The organism is Burkholderia sp. ABCPW 11 (genome assembly GCF_001523445.1).
Taxonomy (GTDB): Bacteria; Pseudomonadota; Gammaproteobacteria; order Burkholderiales; family Burkholderiaceae; genus Burkholderia.
In genome coordinates, this window is the sequence record NZ_LOVM01000033.1 from 65,204 (window position 1) to 81,547 (window position 16,344).

Sequence of the window (16,344 nt, forward strand, 5' to 3'; positions counted from 1 at the left end):
AGGGTCGCCATCACCACTATCCGGCCAATGATCGATACAATCCTGACAATCGTGCGTCACTCGCGACGATGGCAGACCACGCAGAGCTTGTTGCCGTCCGGGTCGCGGAAATAGGCGCCGTAGTAGTCGCGGTGATAGTGCGGCCGCAGGCCCGGCGGCCCTTCGCAGACACCGCCCTGTCGCAGCGCGAGCGCGTGACAGCGATCGACGTGGGCACGGGTCGGCGCATCGAACGCGATCGTGTGGCCATTGCCCGGTTCGGGCGGCCGGCCATCGAGCGGCTTGCCGAAGAAGAACAGCGGCCGCTCGGCGTCGGCCGGCATCCAGCCCGACCAGCCGTCCGGTTCGCGGAATTTCAGGCGCAGGCCGAGTTCAGCGAACAGCGGCGCGTAGAAGTCGTAGGCGCGCGCCGTATCGCCGACGCCCACGCAAACATGTGAAAACATGGCATCGCTCCGTGGTGACGATCGCTCACGATCATGCCACGATGCGCTGCCCGCCCCTGCCGGAGGCCGCGATGAAACCGCAATACGAACACGTGACGTTCGCACCCGGCTGTTCGATCCGCGTCTATCACCGTCAGCTCGCGCGCATTCCGTTCGAGTGGCATCGCCACCCCGAATACGAGCTGACGCTGACGCTCAACAGCCGCGGCCGGCGCTTCATCGGCGATCATGTCGCGCGCTACGCGGACGACGATCTCGTGCTCGTGCCGCCCAACCTGCCGCATACGTGGTCGTCGAACGCGCGCATCGATCGCGACGCGCCCGAGGTCGCGCTCGTCGTCTGGTTCGACGGCGACTGGGTGCGGCGGCTGGCCGACTGCTGCGCCGAATACGCGCCGCTGCGCTCGCTGCTGCGGCGCGCGGCGCCGGGCCTGCGCTTCGACGTGGAGACGGCCCGCGCGATGCGCGCGCGCCTGCCGCTGTTGCTCGATCCGTCGCCGCGCGCGAGGCTCGCGGCCACGCTCGACACGCTTGCCGATCTCGCGGAAGCCGGCGGCGAACCGCTCGCCACCGCGCACGCGTACGGCCAGCGCGACGGTGCGCCATCGCCGGCCGATCCGGCCGCGCCTGAAGCCGAACGCCTCGATCGCGTGCTCGACGCGATCGACCGGCATTTCCACGAACCGCTGCGCATCGACGCACTCGCCGCTGTCGCGCACCTGTCCGAACGCACGCTGCAACGGCTGTTCGTCCGGCACCTCGGCGAAAGTGTCGGCCGCTACGTGCAACGGCTGCGGCTCGCGCATGCCTGTCGCCATCTCGTCGGCACCGACTGGCCGATCGCGACGGTGGCCGCGCGCTGCGGCATTCCGAACGCCGCGAACTTCAATCGCCAGTTCCTCGCCGCGCGCGGCACGACGCCCGGCGCGTACCGGCTGTTCTTCAAGCAGCACGGCCACGCACCCGACGACGATGCGCCCGCACTCGACACACGGCCGCCGTCGCTGGAGCGCCGCGCCGGATCGGGCCAACGTCGGCCGCGCAAATGAAAACACCCCGACGGGCTGACCCGTCGGGGTGTCGTGGCGCTGCGATTGCCCGACGCGAGCGGCCTGCCGGCCGTTCGCGTCGCACACGGTTTAACGTGCGTTGAGCGGCTTCGCTTCGCGCGGCGTGTCGCCGATGAACAACTGGCGCGGACGGCCGATCTTCTGTTCCGGATCGGCAATCATTTCGTTCCACTGTGCGATCCAGCCGACCGTGCGTGCCATCGCGAAGATACACGTGAACATCGACGTCGGGATACCCAGCGCGCGCTGGACGATGCCCGAGTAGAAGTCGACGTTCGGGTACAGCTTGCGCGACACGAAGTATTCGTCTTCCAGCGCGATCTTCTCGAGCTGCATCGCGAGCTTGAACAGCGGGTCGTCGTGCAGGCCCAGTTCATTCAGCACTTCGTAGCACGTTTCGCGCATCAGCTTCGCACGCGGGTCGTAGTTCTTGTACACGCGGTGACCGAAGCCCATCAGCTTCACGCCCGAATTCTTGTCCTTCACCTGCTTGATGAATTCGGGGATGTTGTCCGGCGAACCGATCTGCTCGAGCATGTTCAGCGCGGCTTCGTTCGCACCGCCGTGCGCCGGGCCCCACAGACAGGCGATACCGGCCGCGATACACGCGAACGGGTTCGCGCCCGACGAACCGGCCAGGCGGACCGTCGACGTCGATGCGTTCTGCTCGTGATCGGCGTGCAGAATCAGGATACGGTCGAGCGCGCGGACCAGCACGTCGTTGACCTTGTACTCTTCGCACGGGTTCGAGAACATCATGTGCATGAAGTTCGCGCTGTACGACAGTTCGTTCTTCGGATAGACGAACGGCTGGCCGATGCTGAACTTGTACGCCATCGCGACGAGCGTCGGCAGCTTCGCGATCATGCGGATTGCCGACACTTCGCGGTGACGCGGATCGTTGATGTCGAGCGAGTCGTGATAGAACGCCGACAGCGCGCCGACGGCCGCCACCAGCACCGCCATCGGGTGCGCGTCGCGACGGAAGCCGCGGAAGAAGAAGTGCATCTGTTCGTGCACCATCGTGTGCTTCGTGACGGTGTCGACGAATTCCTTCTTCTGCGCGGCGTTCGGCAGTTCGCCCTTCAGCAGCAGGTAGCAGCTTTCGAGGAAGTCGGCGTTCTGCGCGAGGTTGTCGATCGGGTAGCCGCGGTACAGCAGTTCGCCCTTGTCGCCGTCGATGTACGTGATCGCCGAATTGCACGAAGCCGTCGACATGAAGCCCGGGTCGTACGTGAACTTGCCGGTCTGGCCGTACAGCTTGCGGATGTCGATCACGTCCGGGCCCATCGTGCCCTTGTAGATCGGCAGTTCGACGCTCGGCGAGTTGTCGCTGAACGATAGCGTGGCTTTAACATCAGACGGAGTCATGGCACATCCTCAATCGAAATAAAGAAACGGGATTCGATAACGGGCGGAACGTGATTACACGTTGCGCAGCATCTCCAACAGCCGGTGAACATCCGGGCTGTCTAGGTCGCCTTCTGGTTCCTTGCGCGCGAGGAGCAAGTCCATCAGGTCGTTGTCGCTCAGATCGAGCAGGCGCGACAACGCGCCTACGTCTGCATCGGTGAGGTCATGCTCGTATCTGCCGAAGAAACGCTCGAACACGATGTCGTTCTCCAGCAGACCCCGCCGTGCGCGCCAGCGAAGGCGCGCACGGCGGTGCGGGTCGGATTGATGCGAATCGTCGCTCATCTCAACCTTAAACCGCGCGGCGAACCATCAGTTCCTTGATCTTGCCGATCGCCTTCGTCGGGTTCAGGCCCTTCGGGCAGACGTCGACGCAGTTCATGATCGTGTGGCAACGGAACAGACGGTACGGGTCTTCCAGATTGTCGAGACGCTCGCCGGTGGCCGTGTCGCGGCTGTCCGCGATGAAGCGGTAAGCCTGCAGCAGGCCGGCCGGGCCGACGAACTTGTCCGGGTTCCACCAGAAGCTCGGGCACGATGTCGAGCAGCTCGCGCACAGAATGCACTCGTACACGCCGTCGAGCTCGTCGCGCTCTTCGGGCGACTGCAGGCGTTCCTTCTCCGGCGGCGGCGCGTCGTTGATCAGGTACGGCTTGATCGAGTGATACTGGTTGAAGAAGTGCGTCATGTCGACGATCAGGTCGCGCACGACGGGCAGGCCCGGCAGCGGGCGCAGCACGATCTTCTGCGGCAGGTCGTTCAGGTTCGTCAGGCACGCGAGACCGTTCTTGCCGTTGATGTTCATCGCGTCCGAGCCGCACACGCCTTCGCGGCAGGAACGGCGGAACGACAGCGTCTCGTCCAGCGCCTTCAGCTTGACCAGTGCGTCGAGCAGCATGCGTTCATGCTGGATCTCGAGCTCGTACGTCTGCATGCGCGGCGCCGCGTCCTTGTCCGGATCGTAGCGGTAGACTTCAAAAATGCGTTTTGCCATTTCGGATTCCTTTGACTCGGCTTAGAACGTGCGCGGCTTCGGCGGCACGGATTCGACCGTCAGCGGCTTCATTTGTACCGGCTTGTAGTCGAGGCGATCGCCTTCGCTGTACCACAGCGTGTGGCGCAGCCAGTTCTCGTCGTCGCGGTGTTCGTAGTCGCTGTGCGCGTGCGCGCCGCGGCTTTCCTTGCGCGCTTCCGCCGACACCATCGTCGCGCGGGCGACTTCGATCAGGTTCTCCAGCTCGAGCGCTTCGACGCGCGCGGTGTTGAACACCTTCGACTTGTCCTTCAGGTGGATGTTTTCCACGCGCGCCTTCAGGCCGGCCATCTGCTCGACGCCTTCCTTCAGCAGTTCCGACGTGCGGAACACGCCTGCGTGCTTCTGCATCGTCGAGCGGATGTCGTTCGCGACGTCCTGCGTGTATTCGCCCGACGTCGACTTGTCGAGCTTCGCCAGGCGCGCCAGCGAGAATTCGCCTGCGTCGGCCGGCAGCGGCTTGTGTTCCTTCTGGTTCTTCACGTGCTCGACGATGTGGTTGCCGGCCGCACGGCCGAACACCACGAGGTCCAGCAGCGAGTTCGTGCCGAGGCGGTTCGCGCCGTGCACGGACACGCACGAGCATTCGCCCACTGCGTAGAAGCCGTTGACCGGTTCCTTGTGATCGCGCGACGTGCCGACGACCTGACCGTGGATGTTGGTCGGGATGCCGCCCATCTGGTAGTGGATCGTCGGGACGACCGGGATCGGTTCCTTGATGCAGTCGACGTTCGCGAACTTCAGCGCGATTTCGCGGATCGACGGCAGACGCTTCATGATCGTCTCGGCGCCGATGTGCGACAGGTCGAGCAGCACGTGATCCTTGTTCGGACCGACGCCGCGGCCTTCCTTGATTTCCTGGTCCATCGAACGCGACACGAAGTCACGCGGCGCCAGATCCTTCAGCGTCGGCGCGTAGCGCTCCATGAAGCGCTCGCCGTTCGAGTTGCGCAGGATGCCGCCCTCGCCGCGCACGCCTTCGGTGATCAGCACGCCCGCGCCGGCCACGCCGGTCGGGTGGAACTGCCAGAACTCCATGTCCTGCAGCGCGATGCCCGAGCGCGCGGCCATGCCGAGGCCGTCGCCGGTGTTGATGAACGCGTTCGTCGATGCCGCGAAGATCCGGCCTGCGCCGCCCGTCGCGAACAGCGTCGTCTTGCCTTCCATGATGTAGACGTCGCCCGTCTCCATTTCGAGCGCCGTCACGCCGAGCACGTCGCCGTCCGCGTCGCGGATCAGGTCGAGTGCCATCCATTCGACGAAGAACTGCGTCTTCGCCTCGACGTTCTGCTGGTACAGCGTGTGCAGCAGCGCGTGACCGGTACGGTCGGCGGCCGCGCAAGCGCGCTGGACCGGCTTCTCGCCGTAGTTCGCGGTGTGGCCGCCGAACGGGCGCTGGTAGATCGTGCCGTCCGCGTTGCGGTCGAACGGCATGCCGAAGTGCTCGAGCTCGTACACGACGTTCGGCGCTTCACGGCACATGAATTCGATCGCGTCCTGGTCGCCGAGCCAGTCGGAGCCCTTGATCGTGTCGTAGAAGTGGAAGTGCCAGTTGTCTTCGCTCATGTTGCCGAGCGACGCACCGATGCCGCCTTGCGCGGCGACCGTGTGCGAACGCGTCGGGAACACCTTCGACAGCACGCCGACCGACAGGCCCGCGCGCGACAGTTGCAGCGCTGCGCGCAAGCCGGAGCCGCCTGCGCCGACGATCACGACGTCGAACTTGCGGCGCGGGAGGGAAGTTTTGATTGCAGCCATTCTTTACACTCTCCAGAGAATCTGCGCGGCATAGCCCGCACATGCGAGCAGCCAGACGATGGTCAGCGATTGCAGCAGCAGGCGCACACCGACGGGCTTCACGTAGTCCATCCAGATGTCGCGCACGCCGACCCATGCGTGGTAGAAGAGGGAGAGCAGCATCACGAAGGTCGCGAGCTTCATCCATTGCGCGGCGAAGATCGATGCCCAGCCTTCGTACGAGAAATCGTGCGCGCCGAAGAAGAGGACGAGCAGAATGACCGTGTAGACCGCCATGATCGTGGCGGTGACGCGCTGCGCGAGCCAGTCGCGCAGGCCGTAGTGTGCGCCGACGACGAGGCGCTTCGAGCCGATTCGGTTATTGGCTGCCATTTTCTTAGAATGCTCCGAACAGTTTGAGTGCCATGGCGATCGTCAGCGCGATCGAGACGACAAAGACGACGACGGCCGTCCGCTTGCCGCCTTCCTTCGAGACGGCGTCGTGGTTGACGTCCATCAGCAGGTGGCGAATGCCGGCGCAGAAATGGTGGAAGAAGGCCCACGACAACGCGAGGACGATCAGCTTGACGACGATGTTGGAGAGGAAAGCCTTGAAGACTTCGAAGCTGAGCTCGGAGGTGAGGCTCTGGTCGAAGAGGAACAGCAGGAACGGCAGGAACAGGAACAGCAGCGCGCCGCTGATACGATGGAGAATCGACAATGTCGCCGCCAGCGGCATGCGATATTTCAACGTGATGTCGCCGATTCCGATGTTCCGGTATTCCGGCCTCGGCTTTCTTACTGCGTCAGTCATGCTAGACCCCTACTATGTTGTCACACTAATCCGCGATTTTAGCGCCTTTTTATATCGCGCTGCAGCGAAAGTCTGCTCTGGATAATTGCGCGAACAAGAACAAAGGCGGCTCGAAACGTGCTTCGCGAGCGTGGGAAACGCGAATGCACGCGGCTGAGCCGAACGTCGTCAGCTCAAGTCATTCTGATAGTAGTACCCGGTTGTGACATACCAGCCGCGACGCACCTCCACCGGCCGGTCCCCGTACGTATAGGACACGCGCTCGACCGACAGCAGCGGGAAGCCCGCCGGCACGTGCAGCAGGTCGGCCACCGCCGGATCCGCCGCCACCGCGCGGATCTTCTCCGTCGCGCGGATCATCCGCGTACCGAACTCCGTCTCGAACATCGCGTAGAGCGGCCCCTTGTACTCGCTCAGCCGCTCGAACGTGAGCCCGCGGAACATCGCGCCCGGCAGCCAGATCTCGTCGAGCACCGTCACTTCGCCGTCGAATTCCAGCAGGCGGCGCACCTGCACGACCGGATCGGCGGGCTTCAGGTCGAGCTGCCGCGCGATCTCGGCCGGCGCGCGCAGGCGCCGGCATTCGAGCAGACGGCTCACGTGCGGGTGCTCGGCGCCGTCGTCGGCCAGCAGACGCAGGAAGCGGAATTGCGCGCGATCCTCGTTGTGCGTTGCAACAAAAGTGCCCTTACCCTGCCGCCGGACCACGAGGTTCTCGGCGGCCAGCTCGTCGATCGCCTTGCGCACGGTGCCCTGGCTGACCTTGTAGCGGGCCGCGAGCTCCACTTCGCTGGGGATGATCTCACCGGGCTTCCATTCGCCGGATTCGAGACTTTGCGTGATCAGTGACTTGATCTGCTGGTATAACGGGCTGAACGTCGGCGACGCGGACGCCGCGGGCGAGGCTGCGGGATCGCCCGCGCCCGGCTGCCCTGGGCCGCCTGCGCCGGTCTGATTCGCGGTGTTCGCCTGGTTCGATGTCATGGCGCGCATTTCATCACAAACCGCACTTTTTCGTCCACTCAATTTCCGCAAAACATCTGTCTTATATAAGACATATGATACCGTTTGACTTTGCGCGTGACGGCTCCTACACTCCCGGTCGAGCAAGGGTTCGCGGGTGCAACAGCGCGTCCCCGGCTACGTGCCTCGGCCGTCTCCAGGTTCACCGCGTCCGCCATCGCGAGTCCTCCGCCCTGCTTCAATGCAACGCTACGCACAACGCGCATAGAATGGCGTTTTCGCTCGCGTCCAACGCTTCACCCGTCCTGGAGATTTTCAATGGCTAAGCCCGCAAAGCGCGTTGCCGTCACCGGCGCCGCAGGTCAAATCGCTTACTCCCTGCTGTTCCGCATCGCGAACGGCGACCTGCTCGGCAAGGATCAGCCGGTCATCCTGCAACTGCTCGACCTCCCGCAAGCCCAAGCCGCCGTCAAAGGCGTCGTGATGGAACTCGACGACTGCGCGTTCCCGCTGCTCGCGGGCGTCGTGATCACCGACGATCCGAAGGTGGCATTCAAGGATGCAGACGTCGCGCTGCTGGTCGGTGCGCGTCCGCGCTCGAAGGGCATGGAGCGCAAGGACCTGCTGTCGGCGAACGCCGAGATCTTCACGGTTCAGGGCGCTGCGCTGAACGAAGTCGCCAGCCGCGACGTGAAGGTGCTGGTCGTCGGCAACCCGGCGAACACGAACGCGTACATCGCGATGAAGTCGGCGCCGGATCTGCCGAAGAAGAACTTCACGGCCATGCTGCGCCTGGACCACAACCGCGCGCTGTCGCAGCTCGCCGCCAAGTCGGGCAAGCCGGTCGCGTCGATCGAGAAGCTCGCCGTGTGGGGCAACCACTCGCCGACGATGTACCCCGACTTCCGCTTCGCGACCGCCGAAGGCGAATCGCTGCTGAAGCTGATCAACGACGACGTGTGGAACCGCGACACGTTCATCCCGACCGTCGGCAAGCGCGGCGCGGCGATCATCGAAGCGCGCGGCCTGTCGTCGGCCGCGTCGGCAGCCAACGCGGCGATCGACCACGTCCGTGACTGGGTGCTCGGCACGAACGGCAAGTGGGTCACGATGGGCATCCCGTCGGACGGCTCGTACGGCATCCCCGAAGACATCATCTACGGCGTGCCGGTCACCTGCGAAAACGGCGAGTACAAGCGTGTCGAAGGCCTGGAAATCGACGCGTTCTCGCGCGAGAAGATGGACGGCACGCTGGCCGAGCTGCTCGAAGAGCGCGACGGCGTCGCCCACCTGCTGAAGAATTAAGCCTCACGCATCGCGCCGGGCGGCCTTCGGGGGTGCCCGGCTTCGGCACGGGCCGGCACGCCGCCGGCCCTGCCGATCGATCCGATCCGCGCACGTTTTGCCGCCCGCGCCCGCCGCGCGCCGGCCCAGAACCTGCCCGAATCCGATTTTCTCCACGTTGACCCGCTTCCCTGACGTAGACGAGATGGCCGCGCTCACTCCTGCACAAGTGCTGTACGACGGGGCGTCACCGCCCGCGATCCTGCCCTGCTGCGATCACTACGCGGGCAGCGAGAAGCTGATGCGCAAGTCGCTCGCACTGCAGGCCGAACTGGGCCCCGTGTTCGACGTCACGCTCGACTGCGAGGATGGCGCGGCCGTCGGCCAGGAAGCCGCGCACGCGGCGCTCGTCGCCGATCTGCTCGGCAGCGCCGAGAACCGCTTCGGCCGCGTCGGCGTCCGCATCCACGACTTTTCCCACCCGCACTGGCGCGACGACGTGCGCATCGTGCTGCGCGCATCCCGCGTACCCGCCTACATCACGCTGCCGAAGGTCGCGAACGCCGCCGACGCGGCCGAAATGACCGCGTTCATCGAAGGCACGCGCCGCGAGCTCGGCATCGCGCAGCCGATCGCGGTCGACGTGCTGGTCGAGACGCACGGCGCGCTCGCGCAGGCGGCCGCCCTCGCCGCGCTGCCGACGGTCGGCACGCTGAGCTTCGGGCTGATGGATTTCGTCTCCGCGCACCACGGCGCGATCCCCGATTCCGCGATGCGATCGCCCGGCCAGTTCGACCATCCGCTCGTACGCCGCGCGAAGCTGGAAATCGCCTCGGCCTGTCACGCGCACGGCAAGACGCCGTCGCACAACGTGACGACCGAGGTGCGCGACATGGGCGTCGTCGCCGGCGACGCACGCCGCGCGCGAGACGAATTCGCATTCACGCGGATGTGGAGCATCCACCCCGCGCAGATCCGCCCGATCGTCGACGCGTTCGCACCGCGCACCGACGAAGTCACGCTGGCCGCCGAGATCCTGCTGGCCGCGCAGGCCGCCGACTGGGGCCCGACGCGCCACGGTGATACGCTGCACGATCGCGCGAGTTATCGTTATTACTGGTCGGTGCTGCGCCGCGCGCGGGCCACCGGCCAGCCCGTACCGGACGAGGCCGCGCCGCTGTTCGGCCCGGCCGCCGCGGGCGCCGCGCATTGAGTGTGCGCCGCCGGCCGATACACGAGTTTCATGCATTCGCGGTTTCGCGAACCGGATAGACGTTTGCGAAACGACAAAAAACGTAACGGAGCCCGAAAACCTGATGTATGCGCGGCCAAATAGGTGAAAATAGCGGCCGCTGCGCGCTTTCGGGGCGCGTGCAGTTTCAAACCGGCCGGCGGTTTCGATTGCCGGCCCTTGTCAACTGATTATCGAAAGGTTCTGACTCCATGAAGAAACTCCTGATCGCTACCGCCATCGGCGCCTTGTCCGCCACGATGCTGGTGTCGGCTCCGAGCGCGTTTGCCCAGGGTACGGCCACCACGACCGCGAAGAAGGCCACGGCCAAGCGCCCGGCGCCGGCCAAGCGCATCATCCCGCGCAGCAAGAAGGCGCAGGCACGCGCGGCCGCCAAGGTCGATCCGGTACCGGACGGCGCGGTCAAGTGGTCCTGCAAGGAAGGTCTGTCGTTCGACCTCGCCGGCGACATGAAGCGCGACCAGGTCGTCACGGTTCACTGGGCGAAGAAGAACTACAAGCTGCCGCGTCAGGCCACGACGACGGGCGCCGACACGTTCTACGATCCGGCAGCCGGCTTCAAGCTGGTCGTGATCCCGAGCAAGGCGATGCTGTTCTCCGACGCAAACGGCGGCGAGCGCCTCGCTGACGAATGCGTCACGCCGGAAATGGCACAAGGCGGCGCAGCGCCGACGCAGGCGAACGAACTGAAGCCGGCAACGAACTAAGCACGTTCCTCCCGGCCCCTCGATGTCCGCCCCGGTCTCCAACGCCCGCCCTGCTCCGGATACGGTACTCGTCGACATCGTCGACTACGTGCTGAACCCCGGCATCGACAGCGCGCTCGCGCTGGAGACGGCGCGTCATTGCCTGATCGACACGCTCGGATGCGGACTCGAGGCGCTGTCCTACCCTGCCTGCACCAAGCTGCTCGGCCCGGTCGTGCCCGGCACGATCGTACCGAACGGCGCGAAGGTGCCCGGCACGTCCTTCCAGCTCGATCCCGTCCAGGCCGCGTTCGGCATCGGCGCGATGATCCGCTGGCTGGACTTCAACGACACCTGGCTCGCCGCCGAATGGGGTCATCCGTCCGACAACCTCGGCGGGATCCTGGCGACGGCCGACTGGCTCTCCCGCACGGCCCGCGCGGCCGGCCGGAAGCCGCTCACGATGCGCGACGTGCTGGTCGCAATGATCCAGGCCCACGAGATCCAGGGCTGCCTCGCGCTCGAGAACGCGTTCAACGCGGTCGGGCTCGACCACGTGCTGCTCGTGAAGGTCGCGTCGACGGCCGTCGTCGGCCGGCTGCTCGGGCTCACGCGCGACGAGCTGATCAACGCGGTCTCCCATGCGTTCGTCGACGGGCACGCGCTGCGTACCTACCGCCATGCGCCGAACACCGGTTCGCGCAAGTCCTGGGCGGCCGGCGACGCCACGTCCCGCGCGGTGCGCCTCGCGCTGATCGCGAAAACGGGTGAAATGGGCTATCCGTCGGCGCTCACCGCCAAGACCTGGGGCTTCTACGACGTGCTGTTCGACGGCAAGCCGTTCCGCTTCCAGCGCCCGTACGGCACGTACGTGATGGAAAACGTGCTGTTCAAGATTGCGTTCCCCGCCGAATTCCATGCGCAGACGGCCGCCGAGGCCGCGCTGCAACTGCACGCGCAGCTCGCCGCGGCGGGCCGCACGACCGACGACATCGCGCGGATCACGATCCGCACGCATGCGGCCGCCATCCGCATCATCGACAAGCAGGGTCCGCTCGCCAATCCGGCCGACCGCGACCACTGCATCCAGTACATGGTCGCCGTGCCGCTGCTGTTCGGCCGGCTGACCGCGGCCGACTACGAAGACGCGGCCGCGGCCGACCCGCGCATCGACGCGCTGCGTGCGAAGACCGTGTGCGTCGAGGATCCGCAGTTCACGAAGGATTATCACGATCCGGACAAGCGATCGATCGCAAATGCGCTGACGATCGAGTTCACGGACGGATCGAAGCTTGCCGAAGTGGCGGTCGAGTACCCGCTCGGCCATCGGCGGCGCCGTGCGGACGGCATCCCGCTGCTGGTCGACAAATTCCGCACCAACCTCGCCCGCCGCTTCCCGGCCAAGCAGCAACAAGCGATTCTCGACGTGTCGCTGGACCAGGCAAAGCTCGACGCGATGCCGGTCGATGAGTACGTCGACTTGTATGTGATATAGCCCCCACAGGACACGTTGTTTCCTAGCCTCAAACCCAGGAAAATCACCATGGCCCACAATCTCCACAAGACCCTCAAGGAATTCGACAGCGGTTCCGGCAAAGGCAAGTTCTACTCGCTGCCGCAACTCGGCAAGGAACTGAAGACGAAGATCGAGCGCCTGCCGGTGTCGATCCGCATCGTGCTCGAGTCCGTGCTGCGCAACTACGACGGCAAGAAGATCACCGAAGAGCACATCGAGCAGCTCGCGAACTGGAAGCCGACCGCGAAACGTGTCGACGAGATTCCGTTCGTCGTGTCGCGCGTCGTGCTGCAGGACTTCACGGGCGTGCCGCTGCTGGCCGACATCGCGGCCATGCGCGGCGTCGCCGAGCGCACGGGCAAGAACCCGAAGAAGATCGAGCCGCTGGTGCCGGTCGATCTCGTCGTCGATCACTCGGTCCAGATCGACTACTTCCGCCAGAAGGACGCGCTCGACCTGAACATGAAGCTGGAATTCCAGCGCAACAACGAGCGCTACCAGTTCATGAAGTGGGGCATGCAGGCGTTCGACACGTTCAAGGTCGTGCCGCCGGGCGTCGGCATCGTGCACCAGGTGAACCTCGAATATCTCGCGCGCGGCGTCCACAAGAAGACCGACGGCGCCGATACCGTGTACTACCCGGACACCCTCGTCGGCACGGACAGCCACACGACGATGATCAACGGCATCGGCGTGGTCGGCTGGGGCGTGGGCGGCATCGAGGCGGAAGCCGGCATGCTCGGCCAGCCGGTGTATTTCCTGACGCCGGACGTGGTCGGCGTCGAGCTCAAGGGCAGGCTGCGCGAAGGCGTGACGGCCACCGACCTGGTGCTGACGATCACCGAAATGCTGCGCAAGGAGAAGGTCGTCGGCAAGTTCGTCGAATTCTTCGGCGAAGGCACGCAGTCGCTGTCGCTGCCGGACCGCGCGACGATCGGCAACATGGCGCCGGAATACGGCGCGACGATGGGCTTCTTCCCGGTCGACGAAAAGACGATCGAGTACTTCGAAGGCACGGGCCGCACGAAGGCCGAGATCGCCGCGTTCGAAAACTACTTCAAGGCGCAGAACCTGTTCGGCATCCCGAAGGCCGGCGACATCGACTACACGAAGACGGTGACGCTCGACCTGGCGACGGTTGCCCCGTCGCTGGCCGGCCCGAAGCGCCCGCAGGATCGCATCGAGATCGGCAACGTCAAGTCGACGTTCACCGACCTGTTCTCGAAGCCGGTCGCGGAGAACGGCTTCGCGAAGAAGGCGGAAGACCTGAACACGCAGTACACGACGAGCAACGGCGTCGACGTGAAGAACGGCGACGTGCTGATCGCCGCGATCACGTCGTGCACGAACACGTCGAACCCGAGCGTGCTGCTGGCTGCCGGCCTGCTCGCGAAGAAGGCGGTCGAGGCCGGCCTCACGGTCGACCCGAAGATCAAGACCTCGCTCGCGCCGGGATCGCGCATCGTCACCGAATACCTGACGAAGACGGGCCTGCTGCCCTACCTGTCGAAGCTCGGCTTCGAAGTCGCGGCCTATGGCTGCACGACCTGTATCGGCAACGCGGGCGACCTGACGCCGGAACTGAACGAAGCGATCACGAAGAACGACATCGTCGCGGCGGCCGTGCTGTCGGGCAACCGTAACTTCGAAGCGCGCATTCACCCGAACATCCGCGCGAACTTCCTCGCGTCGCCGCCGCTCGTCGTCGCGTACGCGATCGCCGGCAACATCACGCGCGACCTGATGACCGAGCCGGTCGGCAAGGGCAAGGGCGGCCGCGACATCTACCTCGGCGACATCTGGCCGACGAGCGACGAAATCCACGCGCTGCTCAAGTTCGCGCTCGATCCGAAGAAGTTCGAGGACAACTACTCGAAGCTGACCAAGAAGGGCGACCTCTGGAGCAAGATCGAGGGCGAATCGGGCGAGGTCTACGACTGGCCGAAGTCGACCTACATCGCCGAGCCGCCGTTCTTCGGCAACGACTTCTCGATGGAGCCGGCTGCATCGATTCCGACGGTCAAGGGCGCGCGTGCGCTCGGCATCTTCGGCGACTCGGTCACGACCGACCACATCAGCCCGGCAGGCTCGATCAAGGAAGATTCGCCGGCCGGCAAGTGGCTGAAGGAAAACGGCGTGCAGAAGGCCGACTTCAACAGCTACGGCTCGCGCCGCGGCAACCACGACGTGATGATGCGCGGCACGTTCGCGAACGTCCGGATCAAGAACCTGATGATCCCGGCGAAGGCCGACGGCACGCGCGTCGAGGGCGGCCTGACGATCCACCAGCCGAGCGGCGAACAGCTGTCGATCTACGACGCAGCGATGAAGTACGTCGACGCCGGCACGCCGACCGTCGTGTTCGCGGGCGAGGAGTACGGCACGGGCTCGTCGCGCGACTGGGCCGCGAAGGGCACGCAGTTGCTCGGCGTGAAGGCCGTGATCGCGCGCAGCTTCGAGCGCATCCACCGCTCGAACCTGGTCGGCATGGGCGTGCTGCCGCTGCAGTTCAAGGGTGCGGACAGCGTCCAGTCGCTCGGCATCACCGGCGAAGAGACGTACGACATCGAAGGCCTCGGCGACGACTTCAAGCCGCAGCAGGACGTCACGCTCGTGATCCATCGCAAGAACGGCGAAACCCAGCGCGTGCCGGTGCTGCTGCGCATCGATACGCCGATCGAAGTCGACTACTACAAGCACGGCGGGATCCTGCCGTTCGTGCTGCGCTCGCTGCTCGCAGCGTAAGCGCGCAGCCGTTGCAGGCGCCGCAGCCGCCTCGCGGGCGGTTGCGGCCGATTTGGATGCCCGACCTCGTGTCGGGCTTTTTTTCGCCCGTGCTTTACGTGGCTGTACGCGGCTTTACGCGCCCTTAAGTGCCTTAAGCCGCCTTGTCTGCGCGCGCCTTCGCGCCCGAGCCTCGCGCGTTCTTCTTCAGGTGCGTACGGTTGTATTCGATCGCCGCGCGCACGAGATTCTTCAACGCCCGCTTGTCGAGCTTGTCGCCTTCGAACAGATCGATCGCGCGTCGCGCATTGCCGTCGAGGCCGTCGTTGAACAGCTTGTCCGGATCGGGGAGCTGCGCGCCGTGCATGAACGTCACTTTCACCTTGCCCTTGTGCGCGTTCGCGACCGCGATCGTCCCGTCGCACGACCAGACGGGGCTGCCCATCCATTTCCATTCCTCGACGATGCCCGCTTGCGCCGCAAGGATCGTCTGGCGCACGTCGGCCAAGGTCTTGCCGCGCCAGTCGGCGATGCCCGCGATCAGCGCATCGATGCGCGCCGACGGCGTGAGGTCCGGTGCACTCATGCGCGGGCCTCCGTGCCTTCGTCGGGACGCGACAGCACCTGTGCGAGCGAGTCGAAGAACCGTACCCAGCCGTACTGCGCGCCGCGGTACGCCTGCTCCTGGTCGGGGCGGAAGCCGACCTGCTCCATGCGCAGGTGCGTGCCGGCCGGCGTCGGCGTGAGCGTCCACGTCACGATGCTGTCGAGCCCGTGCGCCGCCCACGTATAGGACAGCGTGCGATGCGGCTCGATCGTGAGGACCGTGCAGTCGACCGAGCCCCAGTCCGCGCGGAAATGGAAGGCATGGCCCGCGACGGGCGCGAAGTCGCTCTTCATGAGCCACACCTCGATCAGGTGCGGTTGCGTGAGCGCGCGCCAGATCTTCTCCGGCGGATGGGGCAGCTCCCGGTCGACGACGACGGAGCGCGTTTCGGTAGTGGCTTGGTTCATTACTGGTCCATCCTTTTGAGCAGATCTTCGAGGGCATCGAACCGGCTCTGCCAGAAGCCTGCCATCTGGCTCGTCCAGTCGATCAACGGGGCCAGCGCTTTCGGCTGCGCGCTGTAGTGCGTCTGCCGGCCTTCGTGACGGTCGTTCACGAGTCCGGCCTGCTTCAGTACGCCAAGGTGTTTCGACACGGCCGGCTGCGAGACGCCCGCATGGGCCGTCAGCGCGGCAACCGTCAGTTCCCCCTCCGCGCACAGCCGCTCGAAAAGCGCGCGGCGCGTGGGATCGGCAAGCGTTCTGAAAAGCGTGTCCTGAGCAGTTTGCATGTCGTCCTTCGATTCATAACCGATCGGTTATGAATCGAAGGATATCCGCTGATCGGCATACGTCAAGGC

17 protein-coding genes are annotated in these 16,344 nt (G+C 65.3%); 6 read left to right on the forward strand and 11 right to left on the reverse strand.

Annotated features, from left to right (window positions below):
- Positions 1 to 56: 56 nt before the first annotated feature.
- Positions 57 to 446: a VOC family protein gene (locus WS61_RS14985; RefSeq protein ID WP_059501161.1), complete on the reverse strand. Its 390-nt coding sequence runs from the start codon at positions 444 to 446 to the stop codon at positions 57 to 59.
- Positions 447 to 517: 71 nt separating this feature from the next.
- Between WS61_RS14985 and WS61_RS14990 the strand changes: the two genes are divergently transcribed.
- Complete coding sequence (locus tag WS61_RS14990; RefSeq protein WP_059501373.1) at positions 518 to 1,495, forward strand: AraC family transcriptional regulator; 978 nt, start codon at positions 518 to 520, stop codon at positions 1,493 to 1,495.
- Positions 1,496 to 1,585: 90 nt separating this feature from the next.
- On the opposite strand, the gene gltA is transcribed toward WS61_RS14990, so the two are convergent.
- From gltA to WS61_RS15025, 7 genes are all read right to left on the reverse strand, one after another.
- Entirely contained in the window at positions 1,586 to 2,887 is a 1,302-nt protein-coding gene (gltA, locus tag WS61_RS14995) for a citrate synthase (RefSeq protein ID WP_034205185.1), read from the reverse strand.
- Positions 2,888 to 2,941: 54 nt separating this feature from the next.
- On the reverse strand, positions 2,942 to 3,214 hold the full coding sequence (locus tag WS61_RS15000) for a succinate dehydrogenase assembly factor 2 (RefSeq protein ID WP_034205186.1): 273 nt from the start codon (positions 3,212 to 3,214) through the stop codon (positions 2,942 to 2,944).
- Positions 3,215 to 3,221: 7 nt separating this feature from the next.
- Positions 3,222 to 3,923, reverse strand: coding sequence for a succinate dehydrogenase iron-sulfur subunit (locus WS61_RS15005; RefSeq protein ID WP_006479352.1), 702 nt, complete (start codon positions 3,921 to 3,923; stop codon positions 3,222 to 3,224).
- Positions 3,924 to 3,944: 21 nt separating this feature from the next.
- Complete coding sequence (sdhA, locus tag WS61_RS15010; protein ID WP_059501162.1) at positions 3,945 to 5,720, reverse strand: succinate dehydrogenase flavoprotein subunit; 1,776 nt, start codon at positions 5,718 to 5,720, stop codon at positions 3,945 to 3,947.
- A 3-nt stretch (positions 5,721 to 5,723) separates the two neighbouring features.
- Positions 5,724 to 6,092 carry a succinate dehydrogenase, hydrophobic membrane anchor protein gene (sdhD, locus tag WS61_RS15015; RefSeq protein WP_006487767.1) on the reverse strand — a complete coding sequence of 123 codons (369 nt, stop codon included), beginning with the start codon at positions 6,090 to 6,092 and terminating at the stop codon, positions 5,724 to 5,726.
- A 4-nt stretch (positions 6,093 to 6,096) separates the two neighbouring features.
- Complete coding sequence (sdhC, locus tag WS61_RS15020; protein ID WP_034205188.1) at positions 6,097 to 6,513, reverse strand: succinate dehydrogenase, cytochrome b556 subunit; 417 nt, start codon at positions 6,511 to 6,513, stop codon at positions 6,097 to 6,099.
- Positions 6,514 to 6,681: 168 nt separating this feature from the next.
- The gene (locus WS61_RS15025) at positions 6,682 to 7,506 is read right to left on the reverse strand and encodes a GntR family transcriptional regulator (RefSeq protein WP_082741959.1); all 825 of its coding nucleotides are present in this window, start codon (positions 7,504 to 7,506) and stop codon (positions 6,682 to 6,684) included.
- Between the two features lie 288 nt (positions 7,507 to 7,794).
- On the opposite strand from WS61_RS15025, the gene WS61_RS15030 reads away from it, so the two are divergent.
- The 5 genes from WS61_RS15030 (at position 7,795) to acnA (ending at position 14,959) form a co-directional block, all read left to right on the forward strand.
- Positions 7,795 to 8,781 (forward strand): malate dehydrogenase, encoded by a 987-nt coding sequence (locus WS61_RS15030; RefSeq protein ID WP_006487742.1) that lies wholly within the window; start codon positions 7,795 to 7,797, stop codon positions 8,779 to 8,781.
- A gap of 184 nt (positions 8,782 to 8,965) precedes the next feature.
- On the forward strand, positions 8,966 to 9,973 hold the full coding sequence (locus WS61_RS15035; RefSeq protein WP_059501163.1) for a CoA ester lyase: 1,008 nt from the start codon (positions 8,966 to 8,968) through the stop codon (positions 9,971 to 9,973).
- A gap of 230 nt (positions 9,974 to 10,203) precedes the next feature.
- Complete coding sequence (locus WS61_RS15040; protein ID WP_059501164.1) at positions 10,204 to 10,719, forward strand: hypothetical protein; 516 nt, start codon at positions 10,204 to 10,206, stop codon at positions 10,717 to 10,719.
- A 22-nt stretch (positions 10,720 to 10,741) separates the two neighbouring features.
- Positions 10,742 to 12,193, forward strand: a complete 1,452-nt coding sequence (locus tag WS61_RS15045) for a bifunctional 2-methylcitrate dehydratase/aconitate hydratase (RefSeq protein WP_059501165.1) — start codon at positions 10,742 to 10,744, stop codon at positions 12,191 to 12,193.
- A gap of 48 nt (positions 12,194 to 12,241) precedes the next feature.
- Positions 12,242 to 14,959 (forward strand): aconitate hydratase AcnA, encoded by a 2,718-nt coding sequence (gene acnA / locus WS61_RS15050; protein ID WP_059501166.1) that lies wholly within the window; start codon positions 12,242 to 12,244, stop codon positions 14,957 to 14,959.
- A 133-nt stretch (positions 14,960 to 15,092) separates the two neighbouring features.
- Here acnA and WS61_RS15055 read toward each other — a convergent pair whose 3' ends face one another.
- Genes WS61_RS15055 through WS61_RS15065 form a run of 3 tightly spaced genes read right to left on the reverse strand, consistent with a single transcriptional unit; the run spans position 15,093 to position 16,275 of the window.
- The gene (locus WS61_RS15055) at positions 15,093 to 15,524 is read right to left on the reverse strand and encodes a DUF1801 domain-containing protein (protein ID WP_059501167.1); all 432 of its coding nucleotides are present in this window, start codon (positions 15,522 to 15,524) and stop codon (positions 15,093 to 15,095) included.
- Positions 15,521 to 15,952: an SRPBCC domain-containing protein gene (locus tag WS61_RS15060; RefSeq protein ID WP_059501168.1), complete on the reverse strand. Its 432-nt coding sequence runs from the start codon at positions 15,950 to 15,952 to the stop codon at positions 15,521 to 15,523. Before WS61_RS15060 ends, WS61_RS15055 begins: the two co-directional genes overlap by 4 nt.
- A complete protein-coding gene (locus WS61_RS15065) occupies positions 15,952 to 16,275 on the reverse strand; it encodes a helix-turn-helix transcriptional regulator (protein ID WP_059501169.1) in 324 nt (107 codons plus the stop codon). The genes WS61_RS15060 and WS61_RS15065 overlap by 1 nt, the downstream gene beginning before the upstream one ends.
- Positions 16,276 to 16,344: the final 69 nt, after the last annotated feature.